This is a genomic window from Allobosea vaviloviae (genome assembly GCF_001298265.1).
In the GTDB taxonomy this organism is placed as follows: domain Bacteria; phylum Pseudomonadota; class Alphaproteobacteria; order Rhizobiales; family Beijerinckiaceae; genus Allobosea; species Allobosea vaviloviae_B.
In genome coordinates, this window is record NZ_LGSZ01000050.1 from 91,193 (window position 1) to 108,713 (window position 17,521).

General features: G+C 66.2%; 18 protein-coding genes and 2 pseudogenes. 9 read left to right on the forward strand and 11 right to left on the reverse strand.

The features are described 5' to 3' along the window. Positions 1-79: 79 nt before the first annotated feature. The 3 genes from AE618_RS19005 to AE618_RS19015 are packed head-to-tail and all read right to left on the reverse strand — an operon-like array spanning position 80 to position 2,296. The gene (locus AE618_RS19005) at positions 80-1,249 is read right to left on the reverse strand and encodes a glutathionylspermidine synthase family protein (protein WP_054210652.1); all 1,170 of its coding nucleotides are present in this window, start codon (positions 1,247-1,249) and stop codon (positions 80-82) included. 1 nt (position 1,250) lies between these two features. Next, positions 1,251-1,880 (reverse strand): DUF1190 domain-containing protein, encoded by a 630-nt coding sequence (locus AE618_RS19010; RefSeq protein WP_054210653.1) that lies wholly within the window; start codon positions 1,878-1,880, stop codon positions 1,251-1,253. Between the two features lie 14 nt (positions 1,881-1,894). Further along, positions 1,895-2,296 carry a DUF350 domain-containing protein gene (locus AE618_RS19015; protein WP_054210654.1) on the reverse strand — a complete coding sequence of 134 codons (402 nt, stop codon included), beginning with the start codon at positions 2,294-2,296 and terminating at the stop codon, positions 1,895-1,897. Between the two features lie 454 nt (positions 2,297-2,750). Between AE618_RS19015 and AE618_RS28855 the strand changes: the two genes are divergently transcribed. Further along, positions 2,751-3,233, forward strand: coding sequence for an arsenate reductase (azurin) small subunit (locus AE618_RS28855; protein ID WP_248310945.1), 483 nt, complete (start codon positions 2,751-2,753; stop codon positions 3,231-3,233). Positions 3,234-3,247: 14 nt separating this feature from the next. Further along, a pseudogene (locus tag AE618_RS19025) lies at positions 3,248-3,448 on the forward strand (hypothetical protein); the annotation flags it as partial. 97 nt (positions 3,449-3,545) lie between these two features. Here the strand turns inward: AE618_RS19025 and arsJ are convergent. Beyond that, positions 3,546-4,790: an organoarsenical effux MFS transporter ArsJ gene (arsJ, locus tag AE618_RS19030; protein WP_248310946.1), complete on the reverse strand. Its 1,245-nt coding sequence runs from the start codon at positions 4,788-4,790 to the stop codon at positions 3,546-3,548. Between the two features lie 4 nt (positions 4,791-4,794). Then, positions 4,795-5,838: an ArsJ-associated glyceraldehyde-3-phosphate dehydrogenase gene (locus tag AE618_RS19035; RefSeq protein WP_054210656.1), complete on the reverse strand. Its 1,044-nt coding sequence runs from the start codon at positions 5,836-5,838 to the stop codon at positions 4,795-4,797. Between the two features lie 133 nt (positions 5,839-5,971). On the opposite strand from AE618_RS19035, the gene AE618_RS19040 reads away from it, so the two are divergent. The 5 genes and pseudogenes from AE618_RS19040 to AE618_RS19060 all read left to right on the forward strand — a co-directional run bounded on the left by AE618_RS19040 (position 5,972) and on the right by AE618_RS19060 (position 10,016). Then, complete coding sequence (locus tag AE618_RS19040) at positions 5,972-6,505, forward strand: arsenate reductase ArsC (RefSeq protein ID WP_082365399.1); 534 nt, start codon at positions 5,972-5,974, stop codon at positions 6,503-6,505. Continuing rightward, positions 6,502-7,398 (forward strand): helix-turn-helix domain-containing protein, encoded by an 897-nt coding sequence (locus AE618_RS19045; protein ID WP_054210657.1) that lies wholly within the window; start codon positions 6,502-6,504, stop codon positions 7,396-7,398. Before AE618_RS19040 ends, AE618_RS19045 begins: the two co-directional genes overlap by 4 nt. Before the next feature lie 98 nt (positions 7,399-7,496). Continuing rightward, positions 7,497-7,910: an arsenate reductase (glutaredoxin) gene (arsC, locus tag AE618_RS19050; RefSeq protein ID WP_054210658.1), complete on the forward strand. Its 414-nt coding sequence runs from the start codon at positions 7,497-7,499 to the stop codon at positions 7,908-7,910. Next, entirely contained in the window at positions 7,907-8,638 is a 732-nt protein-coding gene (gene arsH, locus AE618_RS19055) for an arsenical resistance protein ArsH (RefSeq protein ID WP_054210659.1), read from the forward strand. The genes arsC and arsH overlap by 4 nt, the downstream gene beginning before the upstream one ends. A 73-nt stretch (positions 8,639-8,711) precedes the next feature. Beyond that, positions 8,712-10,016 (forward strand): annotated as a pseudogene (locus AE618_RS19060) (arsenic transporter). 23 nt (positions 10,017-10,039) lie between these two features. On the opposite strand, the gene AE618_RS19065 reads toward AE618_RS19060, so the two are convergent. Genes AE618_RS19065 through AE618_RS19080 form a run of 4 tightly spaced genes read right to left on the reverse strand, consistent with a single transcriptional unit; the run spans position 10,040 to position 14,719 of the window. Then, positions 10,040-10,834 (reverse strand): inositol monophosphatase family protein, encoded by a 795-nt coding sequence (locus tag AE618_RS19065; protein WP_054210660.1) that lies wholly within the window; start codon positions 10,832-10,834, stop codon positions 10,040-10,042. Continuing rightward, the gene (locus AE618_RS19070) at positions 10,831-12,528 is read right to left on the reverse strand and encodes a putative 2-aminoethylphosphonate ABC transporter permease subunit (RefSeq protein WP_054210661.1); all 1,698 of its coding nucleotides are present in this window, start codon (positions 12,526-12,528) and stop codon (positions 10,831-10,833) included. The genes AE618_RS19065 and AE618_RS19070 overlap by 4 nt, the downstream gene beginning before the upstream one ends. Beyond that, positions 12,521-13,657 (reverse strand): ABC transporter ATP-binding protein, encoded by a 1,137-nt coding sequence (locus tag AE618_RS19075; RefSeq protein ID WP_082365400.1) that lies wholly within the window; start codon positions 13,655-13,657, stop codon positions 12,521-12,523. Before AE618_RS19075 ends, AE618_RS19070 begins: the two co-directional genes overlap by 8 nt. Before the next feature lie 36 nt (positions 13,658-13,693). Further along, entirely contained in the window at positions 13,694-14,719 is a 1,026-nt protein-coding gene (locus AE618_RS19080; protein WP_054210663.1) for an extracellular solute-binding protein, read from the reverse strand. Between the two features lie 308 nt (positions 14,720-15,027). On the opposite strand from AE618_RS19080, the gene AE618_RS19085 reads away from it, so the two are divergent. Continuing rightward, complete coding sequence (locus tag AE618_RS19085; protein ID WP_054210664.1) at positions 15,028-16,266, forward strand: aminotransferase class III-fold pyridoxal phosphate-dependent enzyme; 1,239 nt, start codon at positions 15,028-15,030, stop codon at positions 16,264-16,266. Positions 16,267-16,476: 210 nt separating this feature from the next. After that, a complete protein-coding gene (locus tag AE618_RS19090) occupies positions 16,477-16,833 on the forward strand; it encodes a hypothetical protein (protein WP_156330363.1) in 357 nt (118 codons plus the stop codon). A 133-nt stretch (positions 16,834-16,966) separates the two neighbouring features. Here AE618_RS19090 and AE618_RS28110 read toward each other — a convergent pair whose 3' ends face one another. Continuing rightward, positions 16,967-17,110 carry a hypothetical protein gene (locus tag AE618_RS28110; RefSeq protein WP_156330364.1) on the reverse strand — a complete coding sequence of 48 codons (144 nt, stop codon included), beginning with the start codon at positions 17,108-17,110 and terminating at the stop codon, positions 16,967-16,969. A 23-nt stretch (positions 17,111-17,133) separates the two neighbouring features. Continuing rightward, a complete protein-coding gene (locus AE618_RS19095; protein WP_054210666.1) occupies positions 17,134-17,511 on the reverse strand; it encodes a hypothetical protein in 378 nt (125 codons plus the stop codon). Positions 17,512-17,521 lie beyond the last annotated feature (10 nt).

The window sequence follows — 17,521 nt, forward strand, 5'->3', positions numbered from 1 at the left end:
TGGCTCGCTTGCGGCAGGCTTGGGCCGTCACCTCTAGCAGGTCGGCTGGCCGGGGTCATGCATGGAGACGGCCCCTCGGTCATGCCTCGATGTAATGCGGCACGAAGCGCGAGGTGTTCTTGGTGATCGGCGAGGCGTCCTCGCGGATGCAGAGCCCACAGGCCTGCGAGGCGACGAGCCAGGAGCCGAGCACGGCATACTGCCCAGCCGAGCCGAACAGATTTGGCGCCGCATCCTGCAGGATGAAGCCCTCCGCGCCATAGGGCCCGTCATCGCTGTCCAACACCTTCCCGCGCTCCAGCAGCGTGATGTTGGCACCCTCGCGCGAATAGAGCGGCTTGCGCACATGGCGCGGCGACAGGCCGGCGCAACGCGGATCGCCCTCGAAGAAGGCCGGCAGCAGGTTCGGGTGCCCGGCTTCCATCTCCCACAGAAAGGCGAGCAGGCCCTTGTTGGAGAGGATCGCCTTCCATGGCGGCTCGATGAACTGGCAGCGCGCGGTGGCGAGATTCCCGGCATAGCTCTCGCGGAACAGCCACTCCCAGGGATAGAGCTTGAACAGCGTCTCGATCGGCTGGTTGGCGCCGTCGCAGAAGCGCCCATCCGAGAGCAGGCCGATCTCCTCGATGAAGCTGAAGCGGGCGTCGAGCCCGGCCTGCACGGCGCAGTCCATCAGGTAGTCGACCGTGCCCTTGTCCTCGTTGCTGTTCTGGACGCAGGTCAGGTGCAGCCGGTAGGGCGCGGGCGCGCGCAGTTGACCGAAGGCGGTGATGAGCCGTTCATGCAGCGCGTTGAACTGGTCGCAGCCCGCAGGCAGCGCGCCGCGCGCCATCGCCTGCTCGAGCCAGTCCCACTGCACGACGCTCGATTCGAACAACCCGGTGGGTGTGTCGGCATTGTATTCCAGCAGCTTGGCCGGGCCCGTTCCGTCATAGGCGAGGTCGAGCCGGCCATAGAGATTGCGGTCGCCGCGCTGCCAGCTTTCGCGGATGAAGTCCCACTGCGCGGCGGGGATCGCCAGCCGGGCCAGGATCTCCTCGTCATCGATCGCCTTTTCGATGAAGGCGAAGCACAGCTGCTCGATCGCGTCGGTCGGCGCCTCGACGTCGCGCTCGATCTGCTCCAGCGTAAAGGCGTAGGCCGCACTTTCGTCCCAATAGGTCTCGCCGTCGATGGTGTGGAAGGCGAAGCCGAGGCGTTCGACCTGGTCCTGCCAGTCGTGACGTGGGGCGATCGCGACGCGGCGCATCTCAGGACGACGAGGATGAGGAATAGGAGTGCGAGGTCGAGCCGAAACCACCGCGCGAGACGGTGCTCGCGCTGCTGGCCCCGCTCACTGTGCCGCTACGCGCGACGAGGGCCGCGCCAGAGGTCGTCGAATAGGCGCGGGACGACGAGGACGAACTGCCGCTTCGGCCACCATAGCTTCCGCTGCTCCCGCCGCTGCTCGACGAGGATGAGCGCGCCTGCTGGCATTCCGGCTGTTGGCTGCCGGGCGGGCAGGCCTGCTGGGTCGGCGGCAGCAGCGGCTGCGCCGCGCCGCCGCCCTGGCTGAGACTGCGGGCGAGCATGATGCCGGCGAGCGCGGGAACGACCACCTGCGCCCCGTTCCAGACGGCGCTGCGGCAGGAGCCCGCCCCGTATTCGGTCTCGCAGGCGGCAGTGCTGGTGAATTTCTTGGCGTCGCGCAGATGGTTTGCGGTCGCCTCGTTGAAGCGCTGCTCGCATTGGCTCGACGAGAGCTGCCCGGCGGCACGGCATTCGGCGAGACTGTTGTAGACGAGGCTGTCCTCCTGCGTGTCATCGCCGGAATTCGCCCATATCGTCGCGACCAGGACGACACCCGCCGCCGCCAGGCCGATCTGGGTCGAGCGCTTCATCGCCGCCTCCCCTCTCAGGCCGTCATGCTGGCCGCAGCCAGGGTTCCGGAGATCACCGCAATGACCGCCAGCATCGCCGCGGACGGCAGGCGATCCTCCTCGATCTTGCGCGACAGATCCGGGATCAGGATACGCGCCAGTCCATAGGCGCCGAACTGGATGATCATCGCGGCGAGCGCCCACAGCACGAGATCCGGGATGCTGCTGGCCTGCGCGATCGCCTTCTCCAGGGGAATCGAAAACCCGCTGACATTGCCGCCGAGCGCGACCGCCGCCGACAGGTTGCCGCCACGGATCAGGGCGATCTCGTCATGGGCGGTCAGCCGGAGATAGACCGCCGCGAAACAGGCGATCAGCGCGACCCCGAGACCAAAGTAGAGAACGAATGCCGGGAGCCCCACCATCGAGATCGCCATGCCGCCTGCTCCCAATCCGCCAGGATCGAAGCCCTCACTATACGTCAGCGCGCGGTCTGCGCCAGAGGCATGCGGCCTCCTTCGCCGGCGCTTACGCGATGAGCCATTCCACCGAACTTAGGGCCACGAGGCAAGGATCGGGCAGGCCCGGAGGATCGATAGCGGCGAAAACACGCAAATGGAATGGCCGAGCGATGAGAACGCAGCGACACAGCCTGCTGCGCGCGTTCCGATTTCTTTCGAAATTAACTTGCGAAGTGGCTTCGGGGACTAGGATGCGCAGCTAGAGAGCAAACCCTACAAATCATTGATATTACTTATTATTTTACACTTTGTGACGGCTTCTCTGCTACACCGAGCGGCCAGACGGCGCAACACCACTTTGCAACGCTGTCCGCGCACGGAAGATAGCCCGCACGGCCGGAGGCCCTGCCCCCACAACAGCAACCGGCCCGTGCGCCTCGACCGCCCCTGGTCGTTCAATCAGCGCCTCTTGCTGACCCGACCGACGCTTGATTGGTGTCGAAGCGCTCTGTGCGTGGTCCTGCTGAAGTGCGTTGGCGCCAGCCGGTGGGGCATCAATTTGACGGCAAGTCACCGCAGGCCCAAACTCGACGCAAAAATAGACCTTTGGGAGGTCGAACGTGCCGGTCGGCCCTTACCAGCGATCGACGGCGTCGGCCTGGACGGCGATATCATCGGGTTCGCGACGCTGTGCCCGCACGAGGGCTACCCACTGGCCTTCAACGCAACTGACAAAACACTGAACTGCCCGGGCCACTACTCGCGCTTCGATTGCGAGGCCGGCGGCCAGCAGATCTGGGGCCAGGCGACGCAAAACCTCCCACAATACGCGCTTCGCGTCGAAGCCAACGGCGACATCGTCGCGGAGGAGCTCGACGAGCTCCTCTACGGCCGCCTGTCCAACGTGCTCTGAAGGGAGGATCAACCATGACCTACAAGCGCCAGATCGACCGTCTCCCCATCGTCCCCGCGGACGCCAAAGAGCACAACGTCACCTGCCATTTCTGCATCGCTGGATGCGGCTACAAGGCTTACACCTGGGGCATCAACAAGCAGGGCGGTACCGAGCCGGGCCAGAACAAGTTCAAGGCCGACCTGACCAAGCAGCAGGGCGCCGAAAGCGCCGCCTGATACTCCCCGTCCATGTCGGCACGAGCCAGGAGGTCAAGGGTCTGACGGCCTTCCTCAAACAGTTCGGTGCGGATGGCAAAAAAGGCGCCTTGAGCTACCCTCGGACGGGTGTAGCAATCAGCCGGAGCGGCAGCGCCAGCGTCGCGATGAAGCATGCCACCAGCATCAAGCCGGACCCGAGCAGACAAGCATACAGCCCGCCCGCCTGGTAGAGCAGCCCCGACAAAAGCGTGCCGCCGAACCGCCCGAGCGCATTGGCGGCGTAGTAGAAGCCGACATCCTCGGCCGATTTCTCCGAGCCGGCATAGGCCAGGATTAGATAGGAGTGGACTGAGGAGTTGACCGCGAAGGCGAAGCCGAACAGGCCCAGTCCCGCGACCAGCACGAGATCGGGCCGCAGGCCGGAGCCGCTCGCCAGCAGCGCAGCGATGGCGAAGGGGATGGCCGCGAGCGCCAGAGACCAGATGCGCGCCGCCCGGACTTCACTCGACAGCCCGTCGGGGCTGCGCCGAATGAAGGCCGGGGCTGCCGCCTGGACGAGGCCGTAGCCGATGGTCCAGAGCGCCAGAAACGTGCCGACCATCGCGAAGGTCCAGCCCGAGGCGTAGAGAAAAACCGGCACGCCAACAACGAACCAGACGTCGCGCGCGCAAAACAGCGCGACGCGCGCCAGCGCGAGCAGGTTGACGGCGCGGTTCTTGGCGAAGAGCTCGCGTGCGCTCTTGCTCGCCTTGGCCTTGCCCATCATCGCCGGGAGCGATGTCAGCACGCCGAACAGGATCAGCGCCAGTATCGCCGCCATCGCCCAGAGCGCGCCGCGGAAGCCCAGCGCCTCCAGCAGGAGACCGCCGAGGAAGAAGCCGACGCCCTTCATCGCGTTCTTGGAGCCGGTGAACCAGGCGACCCAGCGGAACAGCCGGCCCTGCGCGTCTTCCGTGCGGGCGGCGGCTTCTGCGACCTTAATGGCCGATTTCGAGGCCGTCTTGGTCAGGTCCTTGGCGACGCCGCAGATACCCTGAGCCATCACCACCCAGGCGACGGAGGCCGCGGCCGTCCAGTCGGGCGACAGACCAGAGAGCAGCAGGAAGCCAAGAATCTGCGTGGTCAGCCCGATCGCGAGCATGCGGGTAATGCCGTAGCGGGCGGCGAGCCAGCCGCCGATCAGATTGGCGGCGATCCCGGCCGCCTCATAAAGCAGGAACAGGAAGGCGAGCGTGAAGGGCGAATAGCCGAGCCGGAAGAAGTGCAGCAGCACGAGCATGCGCAACGCGCCGTCGGTCAGGGTGAAGCCCCAATAGGCAGCGGTGACGATGGCGTAGTTGCGCGCACCCTGGGTCAAGGGCTCAGATCCCGACACGCTTGAGATGGCAGGCGAGATCGACCATGCGGCAGGCATAGCCCATCTCGTTGTCGTACCAGGCGTAGACCTTCAGCATCGTGCCGTCGGTCACCAGCGTCGAAAGCCCATCGACGATGGCCGAGCGCGTGTCGCGTTGATAGTCGATCGAGACCAGGGGGCGCGGCTCGAAGCCGAGGATACCGGCGAGAGGGCCCCTGGCTGCAGCCTCGAACAGGGCGTTGACCTCGACGGCCGTGGTTGGCCGCTCGAGTTCGAAGACGCAGTCAGTGAGCGAGGCGTTGAGGACCGGCGCACGCACGGCGTGACCGTCGAGCTTGCCCTTCAGCTCGGGGTAGATCAGCGCGATCGCCGTGGCGCTGCCGGTCGTCGTCGGCTGCAGCGAGAGCATGGCCGAGCGGGCGCGGCGCAGATCCTTGTGGGGCGCATCGACCACGACATTGGTGTTGGTCGGGTCGTGGATCGTGGTGATCTGGCCGTGCCGGATGCGCAAGGCCTCATGCACGACCTTCACCACCGGCGCGAGGCAGTTGGTGGTGCAGGAGGCGGCGGTGACGATCGGGTGCGAGGCCGGATCGTAGAGATGCTCGTTGACGCCGACGACGACGTTGAGGACCGACGCGTCCTTCACCGGGGCGGCGACGATGACGCGCTTGGCGCCGCGCTTCAGGTGCCCCTCCAGCGTCGCGGGCGTCAGGAACTTACCGGTGCATTCGAGCACGACATCGACGCCGAGATCGCCCCAGGGGATGTCGCCCGGCGCAGCTTCCGCCGAAAACCCAAGGCGCCGGTCGCCGATCGTGATCGCGTCCTCGCCAGGGCTGGCGATGCCGCCGCGCCAGCGGCCCTGCATGCTGTCGAATTCGAGCAGATGGGCGGTCACGGCCGCGCCACCCTTCAGCTCGTTGAAATGGACGATGTCGAGCCGATTGCCGGCGCGCGGATCGTCGCCCTGCCGGTCGGCTGCGCCGAGAGCCGCCCGCAGCGCCAACCGCCCGATCCGCCCCATGCCGTTGATGCCGACCCGCATGATCCCTGCTCCCTCTGCCGTTGCCTGACCGTCCATCACCCGAATGAAGGGGATATGTCAATATGTCGGTTGACTCCGACACATTATTCAGCAATCGTCATTTCGTCATTCACCGAGATAATGAGATGACGACATGGACATGGCCCCTCTCAAGGTTCTCTTCGTCTGCAAGGGCAACCACGCCCGCTCGATCATGGCCGAGTCGATCATGCGGCGGCTTCCCGGCGGCAAGTTCACCGTCTTCAGCGCCGGCTCGCAGCCGCGTGCCGAGATCAACCCCTTCGTGGTGCGGCTGCTCACCTCGCTGAACCACGACCTGACCGGGCTCGCGCCCAAGAGTTGGGACGACTTTGCCCGGCCCGGTTCGCCAGATCTCGATTTCGTCTTCACCCTATCGGAGACCGCCGCCAACGCCGTGCCGCCCCCCTGGCCAGGCAATCCGATGACGGCACTCTGGACCTTGCCCGACCCGGCGGCGCATGAGGGCGACGATGTCCAGAAGGCGCTTGCCTTTGCCGACGCCTACCGCATGCTCAACAACCGCATTTCGGTGTTCGCGAGCCTGCCGCTGGCGACGCTGCAGGGCATGGCGCTGCAGCACAGGCTGGACGCGATCGGCAGGGATATGGGTCGCACCGACCCGGCAGAGAGGGACAACGCCGCGTGACAGTCAGGTCCACCGCTTCAAGGCTCGACTCTCCCGACGCCGTCGCACTGCTGGGGGCGCTGGCGCAGCCCACGCGGCTCGAAATCTTCAAGCTCCTGATGCGGTATCGCCCTCATGGCCTCGCAGCCGGCGACATAGGCCGATTGCTGGCGGTGGCACATAACACCCTCTCCTCACATCTGTCTGCGCTGGAGCAGGTTGGCCTGCTCGCATCGCGGCGCGAGGGCCGCCACATCATCTTCGCCGCCCAAGCTCCCCGCGCCGACGCCCTGCTGAATTTCCTCTCGGAGGCCTGCTGTACCGAAGCTCCCGCCACATGCGGCCAGCAGAGCACGGTTATCCCGGCCCGGCGGGACTACGTCGCCAGCGACCGCCCGTTGCGGGTGCTCGTGGTCTGCACCGGCAACTCTGCGCGCTCGATCATGGCGGAGGCGGTTTTGAACCGGGAGGGGTTGGGGCGGATCCAGGCCTTTTCTGCCGGCAGCCGTCCACAGGAAGCACCTCACCCGCTCGCGCTCGGACTGCTTGACGAGCTCGGCTACGATGTCGGCACCATGCGCTCTAAATCCTGGGACGAGTTCCTGGCGCCCGGTTCGGGCGAGCTCGATCTCGTCGTCACGGTCTGCGACGACGCCGCCGACGCCCCCTGCCCGGCGTTTCCAGGCGTCCCGATGCGGGTCCATTGGGGCCTGGACGATCCGGCCGCCGCCACTGGACCAGTGGCGGCCCGGCGCGCGGCGTTCCTCCAGAGCTATCGCGACCTTACGGCGCGCGCGACAGCCTTCATAAACCTTCCCTTCGAGCAGATGGAGCTCAGCGAGCTTCAGCCAGTGCTGACAGCGATCGGCCGGATGGAAGGCGCGACCGGCAAGTCCTTGGAGCAGGCCGCCTGATCATGGCGAGTGACCCGCTTCCAGACGCTTAGGAAGCGACGCCGCAGGGCATTGGACGAGCAATTGTCATATCTTAAGCCAGACTGCAACAATGCGCCATGGCAGTGACGATCTATCACAACCGGGCTTGCGGGACCTCGCGCAACGCGCTGGCTATGATCCGGAAATCGGACGAGGAGCCGACGATCATCGAATACCTCAGGACACCGCCCAGTCGCGACGCGCTTGTCGCGCTGCTCGCCGATATGGCGCTCGCGCCCCGCGACATTCTCCGCGAAAAAGGCTCGCCCTTTGCCGAACTGGGCCTCGACGACCCCAGCCTGTCCGACGACGCGCTGCTCGATGTGATGATGGCCCATCCGATCCTGATCAACCGACCGATCGTGGTCACCGACAAGGGGGTCGGTCTCTGCCGCCCGTCGGAGCGTGTTCTTGATCTGCTCGATCATCCGGTCACTCACTTCGTCAAGGAGGATGGCGAGGTCGTCAGCGCGGCAGGAAAGACACCATGACCAACGCGACACGCGACGGTCGCGATCTGCCCAACGTCGCCGTCGCGCAACTCGAGCCGATCGACGTGGCGGCGCTTGCCGGCCCCGATGCCCCCGCGCACCCACCGCGCATGCTCGTGCTCTACGGCTCGATCCGGGAGCGCTCCTATTCGCGTCTGGCTTCGGAAGAGGCAGGGCGCCTGCTGCGCAGGTTCGGCTGCGAGGTCAGGACCTTCGATCCGCGCGACCTGCCGCTGCCCGACGGCGCGGAACCGGATCACCCCAAGGTCGCGGAGCTGCGCGATCTCGCCGACTGGGCCGAGGGCATGGTCTGGGTCAGCCCCGAGCGCCATGGCGCCATGACCGCGATCATGAAGGCGCAGATCGACTGGATTCCGCTCAGCCTCGGCGCCAGACGCCCGACCCAGGGCAAGACGCTGGCGCTGATCCAGGTCAGCGGCGGCTCGCAGAGCTTCAACGCGGTCAACCAGATGCGCATTCTCGGGCGCTGGATGCGGATGATCACGATCCCCAACCAGTCCTCCGTACCCAAGGCCTTCCTGGAGTTCGACGAGGCCGGTCGTATGAAGCCCTCCTCGCTTTACGATCGCATCGTCGATGTCTGCGAAGAGCTGGTGAAGTTCACGCATCTGACGCGCGGGCGTTCCGGCTATCTCACCGACCGCTACTCGGAGCGGATCGAAAGCGCGCAGGCGCTGATGGCGCGCGTCAATCAGAGCGAGCTCTGACACACGGGCTGGCCATCGCGGCACCGACAGCCTATCCCCCGCCATAGACGGCGCGCTTTCGACGGACATCCTCATGCTCGCACTCGCCATCTTCGTGGCCACGCTCGTCCTCGTCATCTGGCAGCCGCGCCGGCTCGGCATCGGCTGGTCGGCGCTCGGCGGCGCAGCCGTCGCCCTCCTGGCGGGCGTCGTAGGTTGGGCCGATGTCGGCACGGTCTGGACCATCGTCTGGGACGCGACCTTCACCTTCGTCGGCCTGATCGTCATTTCCCTCATCCTCGACGAGGCCGGCTTTTTCGCCTGAGCGGCGCTGCATGTCGCGCGCTGGGGTGGCGGCAACGGCCGGCGGCTGTTTCCGCTGGTGATCCTGCTGGGCGCGGTCATCGCCGCCTTCTTCGCCAATGACGGCGCGGCGCTGCTCTTGACCCCGATCGTACTGGCAATCCTGCTGCGGCTGAACTTTCCGCCCGCTGGCGCCATGGCCTTCATCGTCGCCTGCGGCTTCGTCGCCGACACGACCTCGCTGCCGCTGGTAATCTCCAACCTCGTCAACATCGTCACGGCGAACTTCTTCCAGATCTCCTTCGACCGCTATGCGGCGGTGATGGTACCGGTCAATCTGGTCTCGCTGGCCGCGACGCTTCTGGTCTTGTGGCTGTATTTTCGCCGGGACATCCCGGCGACCTATGCCGTCGGCGATCTCGAAGCGCCCGCCTCCGCGATCCGCGACAAGGCCGTGTTCCGCGCCGCCTTCCCGCTGCTCGGCCTCCTGCTGGTGGCCTATTTCGTCACGGCGCCGCTGCACATCCCGATCGCCTTCGTGACGGGAGCGGCCGCGCTGCTCCTCGTCGCCATCGCGGGGCGCTGGTTCAATGGCGGCAAGGGCGCGGTGGTCCCGGTGGCGAAGGTCTTGCGCGGGGCGCCCTGGCAGATCGTGCTGTTCTCGATCGGCATGTATCTCGTGGTCTACGGCCTTGGGAATGCGGGGCTCACAGACATCGCGGCCGGCGTCCTCGTCTGGCTCGCGGGCAAGGGCACCTTCGTCGCGACCGTCGGCACCGGCTTCGTCGTCGCCGTTCTGGCCTCGATCATGAACAACATGCCCGCGACCCTGGTCGGCGCACTCGCGATCGACCGGGCCGCGGTCGACCCGCTGACGAAGGAACTGATGATCTACGCCAATGTCATCGGCAACGATCTCGGCCCGAAATTCACGCCGATCGGCTCGCTGGCGACCCTGCTCTGGCTGCATGTGCTGGCCGGCAAGGGCCAGACCATCACCTGGGGCCAGTACATGAAGGTGGGGCTCGTTATTACGCCGCCGGTCCTGCTCGTCACGCTGGTGGCGCTCTGGCTCTGGCTGCCGATCGTCTCATGAACCCGAGGCGTGGTGCTCATCCTTCACCCGCGCGGCCAATCCAGCGCGGCGAGCGTCGTCTGAAGCAGGGTCGGATCGCCTAGAGCCAGCATGCCATTGGCATGGAGCGCGTCCGAGCCGTCGAGCGCAGTGACGAGGCCCCCAGCTCCCGCGACAAGCGGGATATGCGCGGCGATGTCGTAGATCTCGAACCCACCCCATCCGATCGCGATATCGATATGCCCCTCCGCCAGCATCGCCAGCGACAAGCAATCGCCGCCATAGACCAGCATGCGCACCGCCGCGCCGAGGCGCTCGACGGCGGCATGGGCGGCGGGGTCCCGCGCGATCGAGGAACTCGCCCACACCGTCGCGTCTGCGAGCGCGGGGCACGGCCTCGTTCTCAGCGCCGATGCCCCTCCCCCGCGCCGCCCAAAAGCGCGCTCGCCATCGCCCCAGTAGCGCTCGCCCAAGAAGGGTTGGTCGAGAAGGCCAAGAACCGCCTCGCCCCGATGCAGCAACGCGATCAGGGTGCCCCAGACGGGTTGGCCGGAGATGAAGGCTTTCGTGCCGTCGATCGGATCGATCACCCAGACATGCTCGGCATTGGCGTTGTGGCGACCGAACTCCTCGCCGATGATGCCATGGTCAGGATGCTCGGCGGCAATCAGCGCACGAATGGCGAGCTCGGCCGCTCGATCGGCCTCCGTGACGGGATCAAATCCTGACGCCGAGCCCTTGTCGGTGACGGCCGGCATGGCCCGATACCAGGGCAGGATCGCCGCGCCAGAGGCATCAGCGAGGCGATGGGCGAACGCGGCGAGATGGAAATCGGTCATGTCGTGCGCCGGCGCCAGCTTTGCGACCGCAGCACAAGCCCGCGCAGGACCATCTGGATGGCGGTCGCCACCATCGACAACGCCATGATCAGCACGGCGAAGGCGGCCGCCTGCCCGATCCGGCTGCCCTCGACGAGGTTGATGACCGCGATCGCCGCCACACGCGTCTGCGCCGTGAACAGGAAGATCAGGGCCGAGACGGTGGTCATCGCGTTGACGAAGAAATAGCCGGCGATATCGACCAGCGTCGGCAGCAGGACGGGCAGAAACACCCGCCGCGCCGAGCCGGCCGGGCGCACGCGCAGCGCCTGCGCCGCCATGTCGATCTCGCGGTCCAGCCGCTGCAATTCGTTGACCGCCATCAGATGCGGCACGGTGTAGAAATGCGCGACGGTGCAGAGCATGATCAGCAGCATCGTGCCCTGCAGGCCATGCAGCGGATTGACCGGGTTGTTGAAGAAGAAAACGTAACCCAGCCCGAGGACGAGGCCCGGAACGGCGACGGGAACCATCGCGACCGCCTGCAAGCCGTTGCGAACGCCGCTCGCGCCCAGCTTGCGCGCGACGAGCCAGCCCGACAGCGCCACCATCGTCGTGCCGATCAGCGCGGCGCCGGTCGCCAGCACCAGCGAGTTGCCCAGCGCACGGAATTCGTCATCGTCGGTGAAGAGCCGCTCATAGTTCTGCAGGCCGAGCGTCAGATTATAGGGCCAGAACCGCACCAGCGATCCATAGATCGCCATGCCGATGATGCCGAGGATGACGCAGGTCACGACGCAGGCGAAAGCCAGCAGTGCCGCATCGCGCCAGACCAGGCGCTCGGGCTGGATCGGCACGGATTTGCCGGTGATCATCGACCGCTGGCTTCGCCTTGCGAACCAGTCGATGCCATAGGCGATGACCGCCGGGAGCAAGAGCAGAACGCCGACGACCGCGCCCATCTCGAAATCGAACCGGCCGATCACGAGCTTGTAGATGTCGGTGGCAAGCACGTTGGTGGAGCCACCGACGACGCTGGGAATGCCGAAATCGGTGAAGACCAGGATGTAGACGATCGAAGCCGCACTGATGGCTGCGTAGCGGCAGGAGGGCAGCGTCACGCTCACGAAGCGCCGCCAGGGGCCGGCCTTCAGTGCGCGTGCCGCCTCGTAATGGCGCTGGTCTCCGGCGGACAATCCCGCGCTGAGGATCAGCACCGCATGCGGGAATGCATAGAAGGCGCTCGCCATGACGATGCCGACCGGGCCGTAGAGGCTTTCGCCGAGAAGCCAGTGCTTCAGCCAACCCTGGTTGCCGAACAGAAAAACCAGTCCAAAGGCCGGAAGCAACGAGGGCGCGAGCAGCGGCAGCAGCGCCATCACCCGAAAGAAGCCGCGGCCGGGCATACGGGTGCGCACCAGCGCATAGGCATAGGGGAAGGCCAGCGCCATGACGATGACGGTTGCTATCGCCGAGAGGCTCGTGGAATTCCAGGCGGCGACAGCCAGGCCCGGTTCGGTCGCATAGCGGATGAAATTGTCGAGACCGACGAAGCCGCCGTCGCGCCCGAGAAAGGCCCGGATCAGCAGGGCCGAGATCGGCAGGACCGTCACCGTCCCCAGCACCAGCAACAGGACCGGGGGCAGCGCCTTCCCCGTCAGATCCGGCATGATCTGGCGGGTCGGCCTGTGTGCCGTGATGGCGACCTCAGCCATGGTCGTCGAGCAGGAAAAGCTGGCTCGGGGCGACGCCGAACGTCACATGATCGCCCGGCGCTGGCGGCGCGCCAAAGCGCGGGAACGGCACTTCGGCCGTGATGGCCGGCGCGCCGGCCTCGTCCGGAAGCAGGACCAGGCGCAGCCGGTCCCCCAGAAATGCGGTCGCGGTGACGCGGGCGCCGATACCGGGGCCAGCCAGCATGCCCTCGTTAGCCAGCGTGACAGCCGCGGGACGGAAGCACAGAAACGCGCCCGGCTTGCCGGCGCCCAAAGGCTCTGCCAGCCGAAAGGAAAGGCCCTGGCTCTCGACGCAAGTCCCCGTGAGGGAACTGACAGGCAGCGCGTTGATCTCACCCAGAATGCGCGCGACGAACAGATTGGCCGGTTGGTGGTAAAGTTCCGCGGGTGCGCCGACCTGCTCGATCCGTCCGGCATTCATCACCACGACGCGATCGGCGATGGACAGGGCTTCCTGCTGGTCATGCGTGACCATGATACTGGTCACCCCGACGCGCCGCTGCAGGGCCCGCAATTCGTCGCGCAGACTCGCGCGGACATTGGCATCGAGCGCCGAGAGCGGCTCATCGAGCAGCAGAAGCCCGGGCGACAAGGCGAGCGCGCGCGCCAGGGCGACGCGCTGCTGCTGCCCGCCGGAAATCTGGCTGGGGTATTTTTGGGAATGCCCTTCGAGCCCCACGAGCTCGAGCAGCTCCCGGATGCGGGCCGCGCGATCGGCGCGCGACATCGGCAGAACCTCGAGCCCGAAGCCGACATTGCCCGCGACAGTGCGGTTGGGAAACAGCGCGTAGGACTGGAAGACGATGCCGAAATCGCGCGCCTCGGGCGGGTGTGCGCTGATCTCCTGCCCGTCCTGCCGGATCGACCCGGCGTCCGCCGTCTCGAACCCGGCGATCAGCCGCAGCAGCGTGGTCTTGCCACAGCCGGAGGGACCCAGGATGCAGAGGAGTTCGCCGCGCATGACGTCGAGGCTCGCATCCTGCACCACGGTGGTTGCGCCGTAACGCTTCGTCAGCCCCGACAGCGACAGGAAAGGGCGAGCGCTGGCGCTCGCCCTTGATGGTTCCACGTTTGGAGCGACCGAAAGAGAAACCGTCTCAAGTGTCATGGCTCGCTCTTTCGGACCGTCTCGGCACTCGGCAGATCAGGACTTCGGCGGAACCTTGACGCCGTAGCGCTTCTGCCATTCGGCCATGACGGCCTCGCGGCTGGCGGCGAGCTTGCCGAAGTCCATCTTCAACAGCTTCGACTTCTCGTCGGCCGGGTAGTTCTTGGGCAGGGACTGGATGTCGTCATAGGCCGTGATCGGCAGGAATTTGGCCGAGATCTCAGCCGCCTCGCGCGAGGAGGTCCAATCCGACATCGCCTTCGCATCGGCGAGGTTCTTGGCGCCTTTGACGATGGCAGCCGCCTCGATCTCCCAACCAAGCCCTTCGGAGGGCAGGATGATCTGGATCGGTGCGCCCTCGTTGATCGACTTCACGCCGGGCGTGGCATAGGAAATTCCGATGATGCTCTCGCCGGACGCCGACTGACGGCAGGGTGCCGAGCCGGAATGGCCGTATTTCGAGACGTTCTCGTGCAGCTTGTCCATGAACTCCCAGCCGCCCTTCTCGCCGAAGACGGTCAGCCAGCCATTGACCGCCAGCAGCGCGGTGCCCGACGACAGCGGCGACGGCATGGTGATCTGGCCCTTGTAGATCGGGTTCGTCAGATCGGCCCAGCTCTTGGGCGCCGGGATGTTCTTCTTGGCGGCCTCGACGGTGTTGAAGCAGAGCGAGGACGCCCAGGCGTCGATGCCCACCCACACCGGCTCGGCGCGGCCATCGCGCATCACCGGCGCCACCTTGTCGTATTGGGCCGGCTTGTAGGGCAGCAGCAGGCCGCGCGCATCGGCCGCCATCAGCGCGGAGACGGCGTTGCCCATGATGATGTCGGCCTGCGGCGACGCCGCCTCGGCGATGACGCGGGCGATGATCGGCGCGGTCGAACCGAGGATCGCGTTGACCTTGATCTGCGGATGCTTGGCCTCGAAGCCCTTGATCAGCGCCTTCGCCTGATCTTCGTCGAGCGACGAGTAAACCGTCAGCGTCCGCTGCTGGGCCTCGCCCGCCACCGGCGCGAAGGCCACAAAACCCGCAATGCTCGCGGCCAGAACGTGCTTGAACATGTGAGCGCCTCCCCCAGACCTGCCATCTCATGATGACCTAGCGAAAGCGGATAGGGCGCACCCACGACGTTTGCGTGACACCGGAGCTCGCGTCCGGCCGCGCCCGTTCGCCCGCGGATTGCGGTCCTTGCGCGCTGTCGCCAAATGGTCGTCAAGCTCGCCTATGGCAAATAGAATCGGCAGCACCGTCAGGTGAGCCTGATCCTGCGCGTGGCGCTTCAATCCTTGCTCAGGCGTCCTGCTGTTGCCTGACGATCGATATCTCGCTCCCGGAGAAAGCGGATGATGTCGGCCGGAGACGATGCGCCATGAGCGGGGATCTGGTCGCACGCGACGCCGCCGCCTTCTTCCATCAGGATGGCTCCAGCCCCTGCGTCTCGGCCCTGCATGCGGTCGACGGCGTCTGGCTGGAGGACGACACGGGCCGCCGCCTGCTCGACCTGCACGGCAACACCGCCCACCATATCGGCTACGCCCATCCCGAGCTGATCGCCGCGCTGAAGGAGCAACTCGACACGCTGCCGTTCTCGCCGCGGCGCTTCACCAACGCGCCCGCCGTGGCGCTGGCGGAACAGCTCCTGTCGAAATGGCCGGGGCCACCAGCCCGGGTGCTGTTTGCCACAGGCGGCTCGGATGCCATCGAAATCGCCCTGAAGCTCGCGCGCGTCGCGACGGGCAGGCACGAGACGATCTCGGTCGAAGACTCGTATCACGGACATGGTTTTGGCGCGTTTGGTTTGTCGCGCGCCGCCCCTGACCCGAGGCTTGGCCCTTTTCTGCCCGGCCGCCATCATGTCACGCCCTATTGGCATCCCGACGACGGCGCCGCGCGCATGGTCGAGGGGGTGAAGCGCGCGCTGGCGGCGTCATCGCAGATCGGGGCGCTGATCGCCGAGCCGATCCGCTCCAACTGCCATGTGCCGCCGCCCTGGCTCTGGCCGCAGATCAGGCAGCTCTGCGACGCGCATGGCGTCCTGCTGATCTTCGACGAAATTCCCTCCGGCCTCGGCAAGACCGGGCGCTTCTTCGCCTTCGAGCATGTCGGCGCCACGCCTGACGCGGTGGTTCTGGGCAAGGCGCTCGGTGGCGGCGTCCTGCCGATCGCCGCCGTGATCGCCGATGCCAGGCTCAACCTGGCTCCCGAACTGGCGCTGGGCCACTACACTCATGAGAAGAACCCGGTGACGAGCCGCGCGGCGCTGACCACGATCGACATCATCGCGCGCCAGGGTCTGATCGAACGCGCCGCGCAGCTCGAGGACGCTATCCGCGCCCGGGTGGCGCGGATGCGCCAGGACATACCTCTGATCGACCATGTCCGGGGCAAGGGGCTGCTGCTGGCGATCGGTCTCGATCCCGCCCGCGTCTGCGAGACCGGAATCTCGATCGAAGCGATTATCGGGCTCCTACGCGAACACGGCCTGTCGACGACGGCCAAGGATCCATCCAGCTTTGGCTTCTCGCTGCCGATGACAATCAACGATGCCGAACTCGACTGGGCTTTCACCAGCCTCGGCGAAGCTTTGGCTGCGGCGCGGGTGTCATGAGTGCCGGTCGCCAGAATTGACGTGCGCTGGTCCGGGCACGATACGCCACTAGCTGCCGTTCGAGGCAGGCCCGGGAGCGGACGTCGCCCGACGAGCCTGTGCTGTGACCGCTTTCGACCCGTTGCAGAAGCCCGCTACTTCGTGGCTACATGGGAGCCGTCGACACAACGAGCTTCAAAGATGCGACGGCTACGGTTCGCGGTCATTGTCATGGCGCTCCTGTCTGGGGCCGACGGAGGCGCCGCGGCCTCAGGCGCTCAATGCGAGCTGAAAGGCAGCTTTGACGGCACGCCGGTTCCAGGGGCAGCAGCAGTTGGCACGGTTCGTACCGGCTCTCCGCTCGGACTGGACCCGTTCGGCGCCAATGCGACGCACAAGGTGCTGATTAGCCTGACCTCAACGACCACAGGCACAAGCCTATCAGTGAGCCTGGGTGACGTGCAGGGGAAGTCGGAGCTTTTCCTGGAAACCGGACTTGGCGCGACCACGCTCACTAAGACAGTCGACGGCGACTATGGCGGTCGAAAGATTATCGATATGTCGCTGCTCTGTATCGCTGCGCCCTAAACACCGGCCTGCCCCCGGTTATCGCTGCCAGCATTTTGCCTGCCAACGCGGTGCGCCACTTACGGACGTTGGTGCTTTGCCTTTGAAGCTGACGTTCAGCGCACCGCGTCGCCATTCTGATCCGCAGTGGAGATCACGGATTTTCGATGTGATACGGCGCAGCGGGAGCCGCCGCGCCGGGAGCGGGAGCGGGACCGTGCCCTGGATGGAAGGATTGCGCAAAGGCGGGGCCGGCAAGGACCAGCAGGATCAGCGCGGTCGGGATCGAACGTGTCATCGGGTCGTTTCCTTCTTCGGGAGTCAGTTGTTGGTGAAACGGGCCTGCAGCGCGTGGCCGTCGGCAAGCGTGGCGGAGATTACGATGCGCGCCCCAGTCCCCAGCGGCTGGGCAAGCGTGCCAACCAGCTTGTTGGGCTCGACGGGGCTCAGCGCCACCGCCGCGGTCTTGCCCGCATCCTGGACGATGGCGCGCGCGGCCTTCGTTCCCGCCGATGACAGCGGCCTGTCGGCGGCATCGGTGAGGATGAGAACAAGCTCGGTTCCTTTCGCGACCATCTCGATATGGTGCCCGGCGACGTCGACGAGCCGGCCGCCATTGGGCCCTTTCGCCAGTTCGTGGGCCGAGACTGTGGATGCGAGGTCGAGCATGATGGCCAAGGCGGTGATCCGTTTGAGCATGGCTGGTCTC

Excerpts from the sequence above, each read along its gene's own strand:
- AE618_RS19005 (WP_054210652.1), bottom strand. The coding sequence starts at position 1,249 with ATGCGCCGCGTCGCGATCGCCCCACGTCACGACTGGCAGGACCAGGTC.
- AE618_RS19010 (WP_054210653.1), bottom strand. The coding sequence starts at position 1,880 with ATGAAGCGCTCGACCCAGATCGGCCTGGCGGCGGCGGGTGTCGTCCTG.
- AE618_RS19015 (WP_054210654.1), bottom strand. The coding sequence starts at position 2,296 with ATGGCGATCTCGATGGTGGGGCTCCCGGCATTCGTTCTCTACTTTGGT.
- AE618_RS19035 (WP_054210656.1), bottom strand. The coding sequence starts at position 5,838 with ATGCGGGTCGGCATCAACGGCATGGGGCGGATCGGGCGGTTGGCGCTG.
- AE618_RS19040 (WP_082365399.1), top strand. The coding sequence starts at position 5,972 with ATGGACATGGCCCCTCTCAAGGTTCTCTTCGTCTGCAAGGGCAACCAC.
- arsC (WP_054210658.1), top strand. The coding sequence starts at position 7,497 with ATGGCAGTGACGATCTATCACAACCGGGCTTGCGGGACCTCGCGCAAC.
- arsH (WP_054210659.1), top strand. The coding sequence starts at position 7,907 with ATGACCAACGCGACACGCGACGGTCGCGATCTGCCCAACGTCGCCGTC.
- AE618_RS19065 (WP_054210660.1), bottom strand. The coding sequence starts at position 10,834 with ATGACCGATTTCCATCTCGCCGCGTTCGCCCATCGCCTCGCTGATGCC.
- AE618_RS19070 (WP_054210661.1), bottom strand. The coding sequence starts at position 12,528 with ATGGCTGAGGTCGCCATCACGGCACACAGGCCGACCCGCCAGATCATG.
- AE618_RS19075 (WP_082365400.1), bottom strand. The coding sequence starts at position 13,657 with ATGACACTTGAGACGGTTTCTCTTTCGGTCGCTCCAAACGTGGAACCA.
- AE618_RS19080 (WP_054210663.1), bottom strand. The coding sequence starts at position 14,719 with ATGTTCAAGCACGTTCTGGCCGCGAGCATTGCGGGTTTTGTGGCCTTC.
- AE618_RS19085 (WP_054210664.1), top strand. The coding sequence starts at position 15,028 with ATGAGCGGGGATCTGGTCGCACGCGACGCCGCCGCCTTCTTCCATCAG.
- AE618_RS19090 (WP_156330363.1), top strand. The coding sequence starts at position 16,477 with ATGGCGCTCCTGTCTGGGGCCGACGGAGGCGCCGCGGCCTCAGGCGCT.
- AE618_RS28110 (WP_156330364.1), bottom strand. The coding sequence starts at position 17,110 with ATGACACGTTCGATCCCGACCGCGCTGATCCTGCTGGTCCTTGCCGGC.
- AE618_RS19095 (WP_054210666.1), bottom strand. The coding sequence starts at position 17,511 with ATGCTCAAACGGATCACCGCCTTGGCCATCATGCTCGACCTCGCATCC.